The organism is Tsukamurella sp. DT100, assembly GCF_049844855.1.
Classification (GTDB): Bacteria; Actinomycetota; Actinomycetes; order Mycobacteriales; family Mycobacteriaceae; genus Tsukamurella.
Window position 1 is genome coordinate 270,502 of sequence record NZ_JBNCLV010000002.1, and the last position, 16,864, is coordinate 287,365.

At 72.9% G+C, this 16,864-nt stretch carries 14 protein-coding genes; 13 read left to right on the top strand and 1 reads right to left on the bottom strand.

Going from position 1 to position 16,864, the window contains the following annotated elements; translation table 11 throughout:
* The first annotated feature begins 91 nt into the window (after window positions 1–91).
* From ACLQ3K_RS04965 to ACLQ3K_RS05020, 12 genes are all read left to right on the top strand, one after another.
* Window positions 92–367, top strand: a complete 276-nt coding sequence (locus ACLQ3K_RS04965; RefSeq protein WP_336670128.1) for a PE domain-containing protein — start codon at window positions 92–94, stop codon at window positions 365–367.
* A gap of 13 nt (window positions 368–380) precedes the next feature.
* Window positions 381–1,757, top strand: coding sequence for a PPE family protein (locus ACLQ3K_RS04970; RefSeq protein ID WP_425997495.1), 1,377 nt, complete (start codon window positions 381–383; stop codon window positions 1,755–1,757).
* 53 nt (window positions 1,758–1,810) lie between these two features.
* Window positions 1,811–2,116, top strand: a complete 306-nt coding sequence (locus ACLQ3K_RS04975) for a hypothetical protein (RefSeq protein WP_415852079.1) — start codon at window positions 1,811–1,813, stop codon at window positions 2,114–2,116.
* A gap of 29 nt (window positions 2,117–2,145) precedes the next feature.
* Window positions 2,146–2,448: a hypothetical protein gene (locus ACLQ3K_RS04980; RefSeq protein WP_425997497.1), complete on the top strand. Its 303-nt coding sequence runs from the start codon at window positions 2,146–2,148 to the stop codon at window positions 2,446–2,448.
* A 68-nt stretch (window positions 2,449–2,516) separates the two neighbouring features.
* The gene (locus tag ACLQ3K_RS04985; RefSeq protein ID WP_425997499.1) at window positions 2,517–3,386 is read left to right on the top strand and encodes an ESX secretion-associated protein EspG; all 870 of its coding nucleotides are present in this window, start codon (window positions 2,517–2,519) and stop codon (window positions 3,384–3,386) included.
* Window positions 3,387–3,569: 183 nt separating this feature from the next.
* Window positions 3,570–5,267 carry a hypothetical protein gene (locus ACLQ3K_RS04990; RefSeq protein ID WP_425997501.1) on the top strand — a complete coding sequence of 566 codons (1,698 nt, stop codon included), beginning with the start codon at window positions 3,570–3,572 and terminating at the stop codon, window positions 5,265–5,267.
* Between the two features lie 6 nt (window positions 5,268–5,273).
* Entirely contained in the window at window positions 5,274–6,842 is a 1,569-nt protein-coding gene (gene eccD, locus ACLQ3K_RS04995) for a type VII secretion integral membrane protein EccD (RefSeq protein WP_224651476.1), read from the top strand.
* 7 nt (window positions 6,843–6,849) lie between these two features.
* Window positions 6,850–8,271, top strand: a complete 1,422-nt coding sequence (gene mycP, locus ACLQ3K_RS05000) for a type VII secretion-associated serine protease mycosin (protein WP_425997503.1) — start codon at window positions 6,850–6,852, stop codon at window positions 8,269–8,271.
* Window positions 8,271–10,436, top strand: coding sequence for a type VII secretion protein EccE (eccE, locus tag ACLQ3K_RS05005; protein ID WP_425997505.1), 2,166 nt, complete (start codon window positions 8,271–8,273; stop codon window positions 10,434–10,436). The genes mycP and eccE overlap by 1 nt, the downstream gene beginning before the upstream one ends.
* 66 nt (window positions 10,437–10,502) lie before the next feature.
* Window positions 10,503–12,584: a serine/threonine-protein kinase gene (locus ACLQ3K_RS05010; RefSeq protein WP_425997507.1), complete on the top strand. Its 2,082-nt coding sequence runs from the start codon at window positions 10,503–10,505 to the stop codon at window positions 12,582–12,584.
* Window positions 12,584–13,213 (top strand): DUF6319 family protein, encoded by a 630-nt coding sequence (locus tag ACLQ3K_RS05015; protein WP_425997509.1) that lies wholly within the window; start codon window positions 12,584–12,586, stop codon window positions 13,211–13,213. Before ACLQ3K_RS05010 ends, ACLQ3K_RS05015 begins: the two co-directional genes overlap by 1 nt.
* A gap of 22 nt (window positions 13,214–13,235) precedes the next feature.
* The gene (locus tag ACLQ3K_RS05020; protein ID WP_425997511.1) at window positions 13,236–13,892 is read left to right on the top strand and encodes a nitroreductase family protein; all 657 of its coding nucleotides are present in this window, start codon (window positions 13,236–13,238) and stop codon (window positions 13,890–13,892) included.
* Between the two features lie 371 nt (window positions 13,893–14,263).
* Here ACLQ3K_RS05020 and ACLQ3K_RS05025 read toward each other — a convergent pair whose 3' ends face one another.
* Window positions 14,264–15,469, bottom strand: coding sequence for a TetR/AcrR family transcriptional regulator (locus ACLQ3K_RS05025; RefSeq protein WP_425997513.1), 1,206 nt, complete (start codon window positions 15,467–15,469; stop codon window positions 14,264–14,266).
* A gap of 156 nt (window positions 15,470–15,625) precedes the next feature.
* Here ACLQ3K_RS05025 and ACLQ3K_RS05030 point away from each other — a divergent pair, with 156 nt between their 5' ends.
* A complete protein-coding gene (locus ACLQ3K_RS05030) occupies window positions 15,626–16,837 on the top strand; it encodes an acetyl-CoA C-acetyltransferase (RefSeq protein WP_336669643.1) in 1,212 nt (403 codons plus the stop codon).
* Window positions 16,838–16,864 lie beyond the last annotated feature (27 nt).

Sequence of the window (16,864 nt, forward strand, 5' to 3'; positions counted from 1 at the left end):
TTTCGGACAACCAGGGATTGACGAAATTTGACAATTCTGTTTTAGTTGCAACTTGAAAATCAAGTAAAGGGGATAGCAGGTGGGCCTTAACGTGGCGCCTATACAACTCTTGGCGGGAACCAACGAGGTCATGGCGAATGTCGCCACCACCTCGGGCTTGATCGGGGGCGCAGCCGGCGCCATCGGAGCGATCGTGCCGGCAGGCGCCGATGACGTATCGCTGCTGGTCTCGGCCAGTTCTGCGGCGCACGCGGCGAACTTCCTGGCGACGTCCATCGTCGATCACGCCGAGGTCGCGCAGTACGCGGTGAGCCTCTCGGCGGTCGCCTCCACGTACATCATGGCCGACAACGCCGTGCAGTTCTGACGAGCGTGACGTCGTGACTTTCCCAGCGCTTCCCCCCGAGGTCAACGTGGGGCGCCTCATGTCGGGAGCGGGCCCCGCGCCGGCGACCGCTGCGGCCGCGGCCTGGGCCTCGGTCGCGGCCTCCGTCAGCGCACGGTCGTTCTTCCTGCAGTCGCTGCTCCCGCGGCTCGCGGCGTCGTGGCAGGCGCCGGAGACGGCGCTGATGACGCGCAACGTCGCGATCTACCTCGCCCACAACGAGGCGCTGCGCACGCAGGCGCTCCTCGCCTCGACCCGGCACACGAAGCAGGCGGCCGACTACTCGGCGGCCCTGGCGGGCATGGCCCAGTTGCCCGAGATCGCGCTGAACCACATCACCAACGCGGTGCTCAATGCCACCAACTTCCTCGGGGTGAACACCGGCGCGATCGCGGCCAACGAGGCGCAGTACGCGGCGATGTGGGCGCAGAACGCCGGAATGATGTTGACCTACCTCGCGAACTCCACGGCCAACATGACCTTCGAGCCCTTCGTCCCGCCGAAGCCCATGGCCACCTCCATCGGCGTGCCGATCCCCGCGGCCGCCGCGGGCGCCGCCTCGGTCGGCGACGCCGTGGTCACCAAGATGACCCTCGCCGCGCAGGGTGCGCAGGCCGTCGCCAGCATGCTGTGGATGCGCACCGCCGGCGGCGTGCTCTCCACCACGAAGCTCGGCCAGACCCTGCTCGTCAACGCCCAGCGGTTCGAGCAGGCCGCCTCGAACGCGGCGACCGCCGGATCCCAGTCGCGCGAGAACAGCCTCATCCGCCCCACCACCGGGCAGCAGCTCGGCGCGAGCCTGGTGCAGCAGCTCGGCGGGGCGGGCGGCGCGGCGGCCGGTGTCGCCGGTGGCGCGGTCGGCGTCGCCCTGTCCGGCGGCGGGCAAGCGCTGCAGACCGGCGTCAGCGCGGGAACCGTCGCCACCGGCGGCGGCGTGGTCTACCAGCCGATGAGCGCACTGCTCTCCGGCGTCGACCCCGAGAACCGGACCGGCTCCGTCGGCTACTTCGGCGCGCGCCCCGGTTCGCCCAACCTGGAGCGGATGTCGCGCGGCGAGCAGGCGGTGCGGTCGGCTTCGGCGCTCCGGGTCGAGCCCGGCACGGCTGCGCTGCCGCAGGTGGTCGCGCCCGCGAACTGGTCGACCGACGGCCTCGCGGTGGCGCCCCCGCCCCCGCCGGTTCCGCGCGTCGCGGCCGAGCCGCTGCGGCCGATCCTCCCGACCGGGACCAGCGCGCCCGTCGCGCGGTCGAAGGGCAAGCAGCGCGAGCGCATCGTCGTGCCCGACACCGCAGCGATGCCCATCTACCAGGACTCGGTGCCCGAGTACGAGTCCGTTCCCGTCGACGTCCCGTCGAGTGGGGAGGGGCGCTGATCCCCACCACCCGCTCGGCCCACCACGACCACCACTGAACTGGAGGAACACTCATGCCCCCGCAGATCTACGAACTCAACACCGGTGCGCACGCCGCCGGTACCGCGAAGACCCACGACGTGGCCGCGACGACCCTCGCCAACATCAAGTTCGTCCGCACCACGGCCGAGGCCTACCGCGCCGCGAACGCCGGTGACACGACGAACAAGGCGAGCGCCCACATGGAGGAGCTCATCGCCGTGTGCAACGCCGAGCAGCAGAAGCTCGAGGCCGTCGCCGAGGCACTGGGCCGCAACGGCGGACTCATCACCAGCACCGACGGCGACGCCGGCGGCCTGTTCACCGGCTACGTCGTCTAGACCGCCGCCATCTACGAAGGGTCACGAACATGACTTCCCCGCTGATCAAGGTCGACTACGCGAGCTACGACATCACGTCGGCGAGCCTGGGCAAGGCCTCCGCCGTCGCGGACGCGAACATCGCCGAGCTGACGGCCAACAACACCGCGAACCTCAACGCCGGCAACTGGGTGGGCGTCGATCAGGAGAGCTACCAGCACGTCCACGAGATCTGTCTCAAGGCCAACGAGAACCTGTCCATGGCGATCCGCAAGACCGGCGTGAACCTGCAGACGGCCGCCACGATCCACCAGGCCGGCCAGGCGCAGGCCGCGGGTCTCTACGGAGTCTGACAACGACGAGGACGAGGCCCGGCCACCGCACGCGCGGGGGCCGGGCCGCGTCGGAAGAGGAGGGGCGCATGGCGGTGCTGCGCGAGGAATCGGTGGCGAAGCTGTCCGCCTTCGCCGCGGACGTCGACGAGCTGCTGCTGCTGATGCGGCTCTCGGACGTCAGCGAGCTGGCGCCCGTGGTGCTGGCCGTGCACCCCAACGTGTACCGGCCCGACGATCAGCTGGTGGTGGACCTGGCGGTCCTGCCCGGGCTGGTCGACGCCGGGCTGGTCGACGCGAACGGATCGGTCGATCCGCAGGTCAAACAGTGGCTGCGCGCACTCCAGGATCCGGCCGCGGAGGTCGCGATCCGCGTCTTCGACGGTGACGCCGTGCTCCGCGGGGCGATCGTGCGCCGCGACGACCTGGTCGCCGTCGCCTTCCGCAACGACGACCAGTTCACGGTCCAGGGCTTCCGCACCGATCGCGAGGATTTCGAATCGACCGTGGTCGAACCCCTCTGGCGGGTCCTCGGCGCCCGCGATCCCGCGGATTTCGAGTCCCTCACCCTGGAGGCCGGCGAGCTGGCGGAGATCGTCGCGAGCTTCGATCCGCAGGTCAGCGGGGCCCGCGGTGAGCGGGAGGTGCGCAGCCGGCTGCGCGAGCACGATCTGTCCCAGCAGACCGTCGACGTTCTGCTCGACGCCGCGCGGTACACCGGTCGGCGCGCCGAAATCGTCTATCACCGTTCGGATTCCGGCAGTGTTCGGATGCAGGCCGCGTGGGCGGTCGGCGTCATGGACACCGCCGCCGGCCGCGTGCTGTCGACCACTGACCGCGGCTCGCGGGGCGTGGTGGACGTGACCCTCAGTCCCGGTACCCGGCGGCGATTCTCCGAGGGGATCACCGCGCTCGTCGAGCGAGGCGGTTGCCGCGGATGGTTCGATACAACAAACTGATAGCTCACCCCCACTGGTCGTCTGACCTGGGTGTGTATTAGTCTGCAAAAGATTCTTCCAGCAAGAGAGGTGCAGTCCATGAGCGACGCAGCTACTAACGTTCGGGTGCCTTTCGTACCGCAAAACAGTCACGAGAGTGACCCCGCGGCGGCGATCCTGCCCTCGACCGACTCTGCCGTCCCGGTGGTCCGACCGTCCGTCCCCACGGGTGGCCCGCTGTCCGAGCCCGTGAGCGGCGAATGGGAGGAGCCGGAGCTCCCCGGGGTCGACGACCTCGACGCATCCGCCGCGGTGCCGACGGCCCCCGTCACCCCGCCCGTGGTCGTCGCCGCGGACGAGCGCCCCACCGCTGAGCAGCCCGCCATCGTCGACGACGCGGCCGACACCGCGAAGGCGGACGGCCCCAAGTCCGGCCTGCCGAAGGTCGACGCGTCGAAGGCGGACGCACCGAAGGGCGAGGCGCCGAAGACGGACGCCCCGACCAACGGCACGCCCAAGGCCGACACACCCAAGGTCGACGGCCCGAAGGCGGATGCCGCCAAGGGCGACGCGCCGAAGACGGACGCCCCGAAGGCCGAGCCCGCCGCACCGTCGACCCCGCAGGCGGCCAAGCCCGTGCCCGCTCCGGCGCCCGTGCCGCAGCCGCAGCAGACGCAGCAGCAGTGGCAGGGCGGCCAGAACGGCTTCGTCCCCGCCGCCGCGCAAGCCGGCCAGGCCCAGCAGGCCCCGTTCCAGGGAGTCCCGCCGACCGGCCAGTTCCAGTCGGCGCAAGCCTCCGGCCAGATCCACCGCCCCGCCTCCCCCCAGCCCTTCGGCCAGGCGCCCGCACCCGTGCAGGGTGCGCCCGCGCCGATGGTGCCGCAGCACCAGCAGGCCCCGATGCGCCCGATGGGCGAGTCGCTGTCGGCGCCGATGTCGACCGCCTCGTCGTCCTTCAACCAGCAGATCCGGTTCTCGGACGCCGCGGTGCGGGTCTCGGGCTGGCGCGCCTGGCTGCGCAAGATGGGCCTCGACGTGGGCCCCAGCGCGAACGATCAGGAGCACGCGGAGCTGGTGCACCGCATCCGCGTCCCGAAGAACAAGTTCCACGTGACCAGCGTGTTCGCCGACAACGCCGGCGGCACCCTGCTCGTGGGCGTGCTCGGCCAGATCCTCGAGCGCACCCGCGCCGACAACGTGGTCGCGCTCGACCTCGACCCCGACGGTGGCGATCTCGACCAGGTGACCGCGTGGCACCAGGGCGGCTCGACCGCGCGCACGCTGATCCAGCAGAGCGACCTCTCGGACCGCAACCAGGTGGACAAGCACCTCGCGGTGACGCCCACCAACCTGCACGTGCTGCCCACGCCGTGGCGCTTCAACGGCCGCGACGTCACCGACTACGACGACGTGCTGGACCTGTACTCGATCTTCCGCCCGCACTACAGCCTCGCGCTGGTCGACGCCGGCCGAGGCCTGCAGACCCAGACGGGCACCGGCGTGCTGGAGATCTCCTCCGCGCTGATCCTGCCCGCCTCGGCCACCACCCGCGGCGTGCGCAAGGTGGCCGCGACCATCGACTGGCTGCGGCATCACGGCTGGCACGGCCTGCTGGCGAACACGATCGTGGTCATCAACCACACCAAGCGCCGGGGCAGCGTCTCCGTGGAGCAGTTCGACGAGCTCTTCCGCGCCGGGCAGAAGCTGCGCGTGCACGAGATCCCGTACGACCCGCACCTCGACTCGGACCAGCCGATCGACATCGATCTGCTCCGCCGACGCACCGTGCGTGCGTTCGAGGAGCTGGCGGCGGACCTGGCGGACGGCTTCAACTCCGGTTACGAGCCGCCGGCCGCCCAGAAGCTCGCCGAGCTGCAGGTGCGCACGACAGAGGGACGCTGACGCAAGATGGTCTTCCCGATCACCCCGGAGCCCGCCGGAACCGACAACGCGGGCCCCGGGCGATCCGCCGTCCCCGAACAGGTGCGCGTCCTGGTCGAGGTCGGCGAGAACTCCGTCGAGCGGAGCCTGCTGGCCCGCCGGCGGCTGTCCGTCGTGATGGACTCCGTGGTCCCAGGGCTGGAGCAGATCTTCCCGGACCACGACTTCTCGACCACCGGAGCCTGGACCTTCGCCCGGGAGGGCGGCACGCCGCTGGCCCGCGACAAGTCGCTCGCCGACGCGGGGGTGCTCGACGGTGACCGCCTGATCCTGGCCGAGACCTTTTCGACCCAGACCTTCCGGCCGCTCATCGAGAGCACCGCCGACGCGATCCAGGAGTTCTGCCGCCAGCGCTTCCGCCGGTTCGAATCGGCGACGGCGCGGGCGCTGGGACTGCTCGCGCTGGTGCTCGGCGCGACGGTCTTCGCCGCGCTCGTGCTCATCGCCTGGTTCGCGCACTCCAGCGTGCTGTGGTGGTTCCCGGTGGCGGCCCTGGCCTCGATCGCCGTGGTGCTCGCCGCGCTCTCCGCGGACCGGCAGTACGGCGCCCCGCAGGTGGCGTACGCGCTGCAGCTCGCGGCCTTCCCGGTGCTCTTCTCGGCCGGGTTCGTGCTCATCCCCCCGGACGGCGGGGTCGACGGTGCGTTCACCGCCGCGAACGTCCTCACGGGATCGATCTTCGCCCTCATCGGCGTGGTCGTGCTCGGCCGCGCGAGCGGCCTGGGCGCGACGGTGCTCGCCGCGCTGGGGCTCACCGCGGCCGCGGTCGTCGTCGCGAGCGCGCTGTTCGCGTACACCCCGCTCGGCCGGCCCGCGATCCCCGCGATCGGCGTGATCGGCGGCCTGTTGCTGGCGAACTGGGCGCAGGGCTGGGCCCTCATGCTCGCCCGCGTCCGGCCGGACCCGCTCCCGCCGCCCGGCGAGGACATCGACCGCACCGAGCTCGACGCGGCGTACCACGTCGACACCTTCGACGACGAGATGACCACCGAGCTGGCGCGCGCCGAGGAGAACACCGGCCTCGAGCGCAAGGCCCGTACCGCGGCCAAGCTGCTCACCGGCTTCTACGTCGCGATCGCCGGGATCCTCGTGGTCTCCGCGCTCACCGTGATCGTCCCGCACAGCCACTACTTCTGGGGCGAGGTGGCGATCGCCGCCCTGACCTCCGTGATCTGCGTGCTGCGTGGCCGCACCCTCGACGACCGGGTGCACGCCACGGTCTTCTTCGTGGCGGGCTTCGTCATCGCGGCGGGCCTCGCGATCGTCCTCGTCGGGGCGCTCGACTCGGACCTCGGCCGGCTCGTCGTGATCGTGCTCAGCGCCGCCGTGCTGGCGGGCTTCGGCGCGGGCGGCGTGCTGCTCGCGGACCGCGTCTCCACCGACCGCGGCGGCCACGGCCGCCCGCTCTCGGCGCGACTCCTCGGCCGCATCGAGGCCGGCGAGAAGCTGGCGATCTTCGCTGTCGTCCTGCTCGCTCTCTGGTGCACCCGCCTGTTCGCCGCGATGCGCGAACTCGACCTGTCGTTCCTGAAGTAGAGGGACCGTGCGCCGATTCCCGAAGACGGTCGCTGCGGCGGCCGCGACCGTCACCGTCGTCGTCGCCGGAAGTTGGGCTCCGGCCGTCTCCGGCGCCGTGGTGCCGCCCGTCGCAGACATCGGCGGCGCGCCGCCCGACACCGACGGCCCGGAGCGCCCGCTGCGCAACAACAATCCGCGCTGCGTCGAGCCCGGCGTCCTGCCGAACTCCAACCTGGCCGCGGCCCCCGCGCCGGCCACCACCCTGCGGATCGACGAGGCGCACAAGTTCTCGACGGGCGCCGGCGTCACCGTCGCGGTGCTGAGCACCGGCGTCCGGCCCCAGGCCCGCCTCCGCGGCCTCGACGGCGCCGGCGACAACATGGTGGCGGGCGACCGCGGCCTGCTGGACTGCGACTCCACCGGCACGTTGGTCGCGGGCGTCATCGGCGCGCAGCCCGCGGCGGGCGACGGCGTCGTGGGCGTGGCCCCGGACGCGCGGATCCTGTCGATCCGCGTCGACTCCGCCGGCTTCTCCCTGCAGAACACCCCCGCGGACGACGCGGACCCCAACCTCGGCCGCGCCGCGGTGAACGCGCGCAGCATCGCCCGCGCCATCGTGCGCGCCGCCAACCGCGGCGCCAAGGTGATCGTCGTGCCCGAGCCCGTCTGCATGGCGGCCGACAACCAGTTCCGCCAGCGCGAGATCGGCGGCGCCGTCGCCTACGCCCTGCGCGCCAAGGACGCGCTGGTCGTGGCCGGCGCGGGCGCGACGGACCGCCAGGGCGGCACCGTCGGGACCAACGACTGCAAGGACAATCCCGACCCGGACCCCGGCCAGCCCGACGACCCGCGCGGCTGGCGGCAGGTGACCACCGTCGCGACCCCGAACTGGTTCGACGGGCAGGTCCTGTCGGTGGGCGCCACCACCGCGGAGGGCACGCCCCTGCCCGGATCGCTCAACGGCCCCTGGCTCGACGTGGCCGCGCCGGGCGCGGGCATCGTCTCGCTGAACTCGCGCGGCGGCGACGGCGTGGTCAACGGCGCCCCCGTCGAGCGCAACCTGGTGCCCTTCGCCGGGCCCGAGTTCGCGGCGGCCTACGCCGCGGGCGCGGCGGCCCTGGTCCGCGCGCGGTACCCGCAGCTCTCGGCGACCCAGGCGGCCGCGCGGCTCGTGGCCACGGCGCACGCGCCCGGCCGCGGCACGGACAACAAGGTGGGCCGCGGGCTCATCGATCCGGTGGCGGCCCTCACTGCGAAGGTGCCCGACATCGACGCGGACATCGACCCGCAGTCGGTGGAGAAGTTGCTGGTCCCGCCGCCCCCGCCCGACCCCGATACGCGGCCGCGGCGGACCGCGGCGATCGTGGCGGGCGCCGGGGCGGTGGCGCTGCTGGTGATCGGCGGCGTGGTCGCGCTGACGCGCCCCGGCCGGAAGCGGAGGTCGTGATGACCGAGACCGTGACGACGGGGGCGTCGGCGGCGGCCGCCGAGGTCCCCACGCACCCCGAGGTCGCGCGCCTGCGGCGGCCCGTCGGCATCCGGATCTCGCTGCGCCGCGCGCTGGTCTGGGCCGTCCTCTCGGTGAGCCTGTTCGCGCTCGTCGGCGGCGTCTGGCCGCTGTGGTCGGTGATCGCGCTCATCGTGCTGGGCGCCCTGATCGCCTTCGTCTCGGTGCACGGCACCGTGCTCAGCGAGAAGATCGGCGCCCGCGCGCGGTACCTGCGTCGTCGGCGCCGCGCGACCGGGGGCATCCCCGGCCGGGTCATCGACGTCGACGGCGTCGGCGTGCGGCAGGGCGACGGCTTCGAGCTGGTCTCGGCGATCGAGCTCACCGCCGACCCGGCGGAGACCCGGCTGCGCGAGGGCCGCGCCTTCGCTGCGGAGACGGTGCCGCTGGACCTGCTCGCGACGATGATGACGCAGTACGGCCTCGACGTGGACATCGACGTGGCCTCCGTCGGCCGCCGCGTGCCGCCCGGCCCGGCCTACCGCGCCTCCTACTCGCAGGGCGTCCGGTTCTACGCGGCGATGGCCGAGCGCTCCACCTGGCTCATCCTGCGCGTCAACACCCGCCGCAACCTGGCGGGGATCGTGCGCCGCGGACCGTCGCGCACGGCGGGCCCCAAGGCCCTCATGGCCGCGACCCGGCGGCTCGAGCAGCGGCTGCAGGAGCGCCTGATCCGCGCCCGCGTGCTGCCGGCCGCGGAGCTCGCCGGCCTGGACGCCCGCATGACCTTCGGCGCGGATCCCCTCGGCGGCACCGAGACCTGGCAGAACATCGAGCACGGCGCCGAGTTCGCCACCACCTACCTGATCGACCCGGTCCGCACCTCCACCGAGAAGCTCGACCGCTGGTGGGGCCTCGACAGCGACAGCACCTCCGTCGTGCTGCGGATGCGCAAGGCCGACGCGCAGGCGCCCGTGGAGATCAGCGGACTCGTCCGCTACGACACCGCCGTGCCGATCGTCGACAACCTCGACGACGCGCTCGTCCCGATGCCGGGCCGCCAGATGGAGCTCGCCCGCGGCACGCTGCCGGGCGGCGGGTCCAGCGTCGTCGACCTGCCCTCCGCGCCCCTGGACGGCCTCGGCGCCGTGGAGATCCCCGTCGGCCCAGCGGGTCCCGTGTGGGGCGTCTCCGGGACCGACGCGGTGGCACTGCCCCTGTTCGACGGTTCGCCCGTCCCCGAGACGCTCGTCGTGGAGTTCGCGACCGAGCTGATCCCGCTGCAACTCGTGCTGCTCCGCTCCGTCGGCGCCGGCGCGTCCGTCGCGGTGCACACCGACCGGCCGACCCAGTGGGCCACCCTCGCCGCGACCCTGGCGGACCCGGCGCGCTTCCGGATCGCCGACGGTCCCGGGGGCCGCCCGGCCGACATCACCGTCTTCGACGGTGCCCCCGCCGACGCGGTACCCGAGCGCACCATGCTCACCCTGCGCGCGCCCGGCAGCGCCCCGCAGCGGGCGAACGCCGACCTCGTCGTCGCGCAGGTCTCGCCGTCGGTGGTGGGGGTGCGCATCGGTCGTCGCGCGCCGTTCGAGGTGGTCCTCAACCCGACCGACGAGGAGCTGCGCTACTGCGACATGCAGGCGCAGCCGATCGCGGCCGTCGCGCCGCAGCAGCCGGCGCAGCGCCAGCCGCGCCAGGTGCCCGCGCCGCCGCGCCTGGCGCCGGGGGCGGCCGCGCCGGTGCCGCCCGTGGCGCCGCAGGCACCGGTTCCGCCGCGCGTCCCCGCGCCGCCGGCCGGGCGGCACGCGCAGCCCGCGGTCCCGCCGCAGGGCGTGCCCTACCCGGCCCCCGCGGCGCAGGCCCCGGGCGCCCCGGCGCCCGGTGCCCCGGTTCCGCCGCGGCAGCCCGTCCCGCAGTACCAGGCGCCTCCGCCGCCCGTGCCGCCGCAGCGGTCGCCGCGCCCGGTGCGGCCGCTGCCCCCGCCGCCCTACGAGCGGGGCACCGGCGCCCAGCGCAAGCAGGGCGGGGACCGCTGGGTGCGGCCCTCGCAGGGCCACGACGAGCACGGCCCGCGCCGCCGCCCGGTGCAGCCGCCGAGCGCGCCCCGGTGGGGCAAGACGGGCGAGCGCGGCCCCTCCGACGAGCCGCCAACCTCGCGTTAAGCAGCGGACAACCTCCGTCGCGGTAGATTCTTACCGCTGTACACGTACAGGAGCGGAGGTGTGTTCGTGGCGTCGGAACCCGGTGAATCGATCGCGGGGTACGTGATCGAGTCGATCCTCGGTACCGGAGGCATGGGCACGGTGTACCGCGTGCGGCACCGCACGCTGCCCCGGTCCGTCGCGCTCAAGGTGCTGCAGACCCAGCTCTCCGCCGATCCGTCGGTGCGCGCGCGGTTCGACCGCGAGGCCGACCTGATCGCCGGGCTCAAGCACCCGCACATCGTGGACGTCTACGACCGCGGCGAGTCCGACGGGCACCTGTGGATCGCGATGGAGCTGGTCGAGGGCGGCAACCTCGCCTCGACGGTGCAGCGGGAGGGCCCGTTCAGCCTGGACCGCACCGTCGCCGTGATCGAGCAGGTCGCGGACGCGCTGGACTACGCGCATCAGCACGGCATCCTCCACCGGGACGTCAAGCCCGCCAACTTCCTCGTCGACCGCGGCCGCCGCGGCGAACAGGTCAAGCTCGCGGACTTCGGGATCGGCGCCGCCCAGACCGAGGTCGGGCAGAACACGCAGGCGGGCACCGTCGTCGGCACCCTGGCGTACACCGCCCCCGAGGCGCTGCTCGGGCACCCCGTCGACCACCGCGCCGACGTCTACTCCCTGGCCTGCGCGACGGTGGTCCTGCTCACCGGCGCGCCGCCCTTCACCACCACCATCTCGGGCCAGCTGATGCTGGCGCACATCAGCCAGAATCCGCCGAGCATCCGGCTCAAGCGGCCCGACCTCTCGCCGGAGGTCGACCACGTGCTCGGCCGCGCCATGGCGAAGAACCCCGCGGACCGGTTCAACACCGCCGGCGAGTTCTCCGACGCCCTAGCCGCCGCGTCGCGCCGCATGTCGGGCGCCGCGGGCATGGCGCCGCCCACCGCGCCGCAGGGCGTGAATTGGCAGGGGACGCCGTCGAACCCGGCGCTCGCGACCGGCTACAACCAGCCGGGCCCGATGTCGCCGGTCCCCGGCGGGCCGGGCCTGCCCCCGGGCGCGCCGACGGGGCTGCTCGGCCCCGTCGGGCCGCGGGGACCGGGCGGTCCGATGGGACAGGGCGGCCCGATGGGGCCGAGCTCGCCGTCGATGCCCGTGCTCGGCGGGGCGGGATCGCCGTCGTCGAATCGGAAGAAGCTGCTGATCGGCGGCGCGGCCGCGCTCGTCGTGGTGCTGGCGGTGGTGCTCGGCATCGTCCTCGTCGGCGGCGGTGGCGACGACGACGGCCAGCCGGCCCTGGACGCGTGGAGCGCCCGCACGGTGACGGACGTCAACGGCACGACGGAGCTGAGCGACCGGCCGCAGCGGATCGTCGCGCTGGGAGCCGGCGACGCGGAACTGGTCTCCGCCTTGGGCTTCGAGGTGGTCGCCGGGGCGAACGGCCCGAAGTCGGAGCTGCCCGCGTGGGTCTCGGCGCTGTCCGGCGTGCCGAGCGCCGGCACCTCGACCAACCCCGACACGTCCGTGATCGAGAAGGCGAAACCGGACCTGATCCTGGACACCGACCCGGATGCGTCCGACAAGGTCAAGGACCTCAAGTCGCTCGCGGGCGGCCGCGCGATCGCGGTCTCCGCGGAGGGCAAGGCCGGGTGGACCTGGCAGCAGCAGCTGGCCTTCATCGCGGAGGCGCTCGGTGCCAAGGACCGCGCGGATGCCGTGACGAAGACGTATGAGGGTCGGATCACCGCGCTGCGCTCCGCGCACCCCGAGTTCTCGGGGAAGAAGGTGGACGTCGTGCACTTCGACGGCAAGGCGACGAAGCTCGCTTCGCGGTCGGCGAACGCCCTCCAGCTGTTGGGCCTGCTGGGTTTCTCCACGCAGACCCCGGTCGACGGGGCCGGATCCTGGCTGACCCTGGCGTCGGGCGACATCTACAAGGCCGTGAACTCGAGCGAGGTGGACCGCACCGTCGTGGCGCGCACCGACGCCGCGGGCGGCAACGGCGGCTTCGACGGCGTCCCGTCGTCGTTGACCTACGGCGTGCCGATCATCATCCTGGACAAGACGAACGGCGTGGACGCGCTCCTGTACGGGGGGCCGCTCGCCATCGACACGATCGAGCAGTCGGTGGTGCCCGCACTGGTGAAGGGAGTCAAGTGATGGCCGAGCAGACCCTGACCGCCGAGGACCTCGGGCGGTACGCCACGGCGCTCGCCGAGGGCAAGAAGCCGCTGGTCTACCTCGTCGAGGGGGTGCCGAGCCTCGGGCTCGCCGCCGGCGCATCCGCCCGGGTGGTCGCGGTCGACGGCGTCGTCGTCACCGTCAAGCCGACCGGCGTCGACGACCAGTTGCCCTACGAGGCAAGGGAACTGCGGGCCACCAAGCAGCCGAAGGCGGTGAAGCGCGCGCCCAAGTCCGCGACCGCCAAGGCCGCGACCACCAAGCCCGCACCGTCGAAGCCGGCGGGTGCCGCGGCGCCCGCGCGGGCCGCCCGGTCCGTCGCGATCACGGTGTACGTGGGCGCCGACAACACCGCTTCGCTCAAGGTGACGCGAAACGCGCAGAAACCCGCGGGCGCGCAGGAGTTCCCGCTGCCCGCGCTGCACAAGGCGCTGGCCGGGCTGGGCGACAAGGAGGCGCAGGCCGCCGTTGACGAGGTGCTCTCCGCGGCCCGTGACGCCGCCGCCGACCGCGTCGCGGCGCTGCAGGAGGAGCTCTCCGCGGCCAAGAAGTCCCTCGCGACGTTGGATCGGGCCAAGCGGGGGAGCGGCTCGGCCCGCGCGCGCTAGGTTCTCTGGCTAGGGTCGAGGCATGGCACTCGACTTCCCCCACCTGGACCTCTCCGCCGATGAGGTGTTGACCACCACGCGATCGGTGCGCAAGCGCCTCGACCTCGAGCGGCCCGTGCCGCTCGAGGTGATCACCGACGCGCTCGAGGTGGCGCTGCAGGCCCCGTCGGGCAGCAACGCCCAGGGCTGGCACTGGATCGTGCTCACCGCCCCGGAGCCCAAGAAGATCGTCGCCGAGTACTACCGCAAGTCCTACTTCGCGTACGCCGAGGCGGGCGCGGCGGCGCGGGCCGCGAAGCCGCCGGCGGACCTCGAGACCGCCGAGAAGGTGGCCTCCAGCGCCACCTACCTCGCCGAGGTCATGGAGCAGGTGCCCGCGCTGGTCATCGGCGCGATCCACGTGCCCGGCGGCGAGCTGCCGGAGGGCAATCAGGCCGGGCTGTGGGGCTCGCTGCTGCCCGCGGCGTGGAGCCTGGCCCTCGCGCTCCGCGAGCGCGGCCTCGGCTCCGCGTGGACGACGCTGCACCTCGGGTACGAGCGCGAGGTCGCCGAGGCGCTCGGCATCCCCGCCACCGTTCGCCAGGGCGTGCTGCTGCCCGTCGCCTACACCAAGGGCACCGACTTCAAGCTCGCCAAGCGCGCCCCGCTCGACACGGTGCTGCACGTCAACGGCTGGTAGCCCGACGGTCCGCCGCGCGGACGCCGGGCGGTTGCTCACTCTGCGGAGTCATGCGTGCCACGCATGACATGAAAGCCGCAGGCTGCAGCACCGGCCGGACCCGCCGCAGCGTCGCGGCGTGGGGGACGTCGACGCCGCGTGTGGGGGACGGCTGGTCCCCCACGAGGGGAGCGGCTTCCGGTGGGGGAGGAAACGTCCCCCGCGCCCCGTCGACGCCGCGTGGGGGAAGTCGTGCGTGGGATGCATGCGGCGCGCGTTGGGACCCGCGACAAATGTGACTGACCTGGGGGTTCATGGGCCATGCGTGGCACGCATGACTCCGCGGAGCGATAGCCCCACCGCCCGCCGGCGCTCGGGCTGAACGCCGGGATTCAGATGCCCAGCGCGGCGTCGACGAGGTGGACCAGCTCGTCGTGGAAGCGCGGACGGCCGCGGAGGCGGCGGGTGCGGGCGAAGTCGTTGGCGATGGTCATGGCGGCGCCGACGGCGATGCGGGCCCCGGCCGCGTCGAGCGCCGCCCCGGACTCGGGCGTGTCGCCGTCGGATCCCGCGGCGAGCAGGGCCACCCAGCGCGCGACGTAGGCCTTCTGCGCGGCGAGCAGCGCCTCGCCGCCCGACTCGATGACCACCTCGCGGCCGACGGTGAAGGCCACGGCGAGGTCGGTCGACGAGACGAGGTTGGCCGCGTAGGAGCGCACCAGCGCGCGCAGCTCGGCGAGGGGGTCACCGTCGGACAGACTGGCCGCGCCGACGACGCCGATCTCGAGCGCGGCGCGCGCCCGGGCGACGATGCCCACCAGGATCGACCCCTTCGAGGGGAAATGCCCGTAGACGCTGGGGCCCGAGATGCCCACGGCCGCACCGATGTCGTCCATGCTGACGGCGCTGTAGCCGCGGGAGAAGAAGAGCTCCGACGCGGCGTCGAGGATCTCGTCGCTGCGCACCACGGGGGCGCGGTGCGGTGGGGGCGCCGGCAGCTCCGGCGCGGTCGACGGTGCCGCGCGCAGCACCCGCCGGGCGATCACCTCGAGGTCGGCGCGGTACCGGCGGATGCCGATGCGGCCGCGGCTGGGTGGCACGGAACCGCCGACGGCGAGCACGGCCCAGGTGAGGACGCGGGCGTCGTCGTCGGTGAGCTCGGGGTGGTCCCGACGGAGCACCTCGGTCCACGAGCCGAGCACGCCCTCGCTGGCGGCGATCATCTCCCGGGCCTGCTCTGCCGTGAGGTGCCGCCGGTTCCACCGCCACAGGGCGAGCGGGCCGGGGCGGGAGACGGCCATGGCGAAGACGGCGGAGGAGAGGTCCTCGAAGGTGGCGCCGGGGCGGGCGAGCACCCGCGCGGTGGTCTCCGCCATCTCGTCGACGGCGGACCGCATGGCCGCCGCGAGGATGGCCTCCTTGTCCGGGAAGTGCCGGTAGACGCTGGGGCCGCTGATGCCGGCGGCGCGCGCGATGTCGGAGACCGAGACCTTGCCGTAGCCCTGCTCGAGGAACAGTGCGGTCGCGGCGTCGACCAGCTGTCGACGCCGCTCGGCGGGGCGCAGGCGCGTGCCCGTGGTGCGTGGTGCTGCTGCCATGATGAACATCACAATAGCCCATACTGGGCGTAGTAGACGAGCCCTCACCTGGAGGTCTTTCCAAATAAGCTACAGACGGTTAGCCTGTAGCTGTGCCGGTCTTCGTGGTATCCGCGAGGGCCGGGAACACCTTCTTCGAAAGGACGGGAAGACCAAGTGTCTGACGCATTCATCTACGAGGCGATCCGCACGCCCCGTGGCAAGCTCAAGAACGGCTCGCTGACCGCGATCAAGCCCACCGACCTGGTGGTCGGCCTGATCGACGAGATCAAGGACCGGAACGAGAACCTCGACCCGGCTGCCATCGACGACATCGTGCTCGGTGTGGTTTCGCCCGTGGGTGAGCAGGGTGCCGACATCGCCCGCACCGCCTCCATCGTGGCCGGCCTGCCGGACACCGTCGCGGGTGTGCAGATCAACCGCTTCTGCGCCTCGGGCCTCGAGGCCACCAACATGGCCGCGCAGAAGGTCGGCTCGGCCCTCGGCGACGACCTGGTCCTCGCCGGCGGCGTGGAGTCGATGTCCCGCGTGCCCATGGGCTCGGACTTCGGCGCGCTCTTCTACGACCCGCAGTACAGCTACGACAACTACATCGCGCCCCAGGGCATCGGTGCCGACCTCATCGCCACCATCGAGGGCTTCTCGCGCGACGACGTCGACGAGTACTCCGCGCAGTCGCAGGACCTCGCCGCGAAGGCGTGGGACGAGGGCCGGTTCGCCAAGTCCGTCGTGCCCGTCAAGGACCAGAACGGCCTCGTCGTGCTCGACAACGACGAGCACCGCCGCCCCGGCACCAGCGCCGCCGACCTCGGCAAGCTGCGCCCCGCGTTCACCGTGATCGGCGAGATGGGCGGCTTCGACGCCGTGGCGCTGCAGAAGTACACCACCGTCGAGAAGATCAACCACGTCCACACGGGCGGCAACAGCTCGGGCATCGTCGACGGTGCCGCGCTGGTCCTGGTGGGCAACGAGGCCGGCGGCAAGAAGGCCGGCCTGACCCCCCGCGGCCGCATCGTCGCCACCGCGTCGACCGGCGCCGACCCCACGATCATGCTGACCGGCCCGACGCCGGCCACCGAGAAGGTGCTCGCCAAGGCCGGCCTGACCAAGGACGACATCGACGTCTGGGAGCTCAACGAGGCGTTCGCCTCCGTCGTGCTCAAGTGGATGAAGGACTTCAAGCTCGATCGCGAGCAGGTCAACGTCAACGGCGGCGCCATCGCGCTGGGCCACCCCCTCGGCGCCACCGGCGCCATGCTGGTGGGCACCGTGCTCGACGAGCTCGAGCGCACCGGGGGCCGCTACGGCCTCATCACGCTCTGCATCGCCGGCGGCATGGGCTCGGCCACCATCATCGAGCGCGTCTGACGCCCGCCGGAACAACAGGAGACTGAA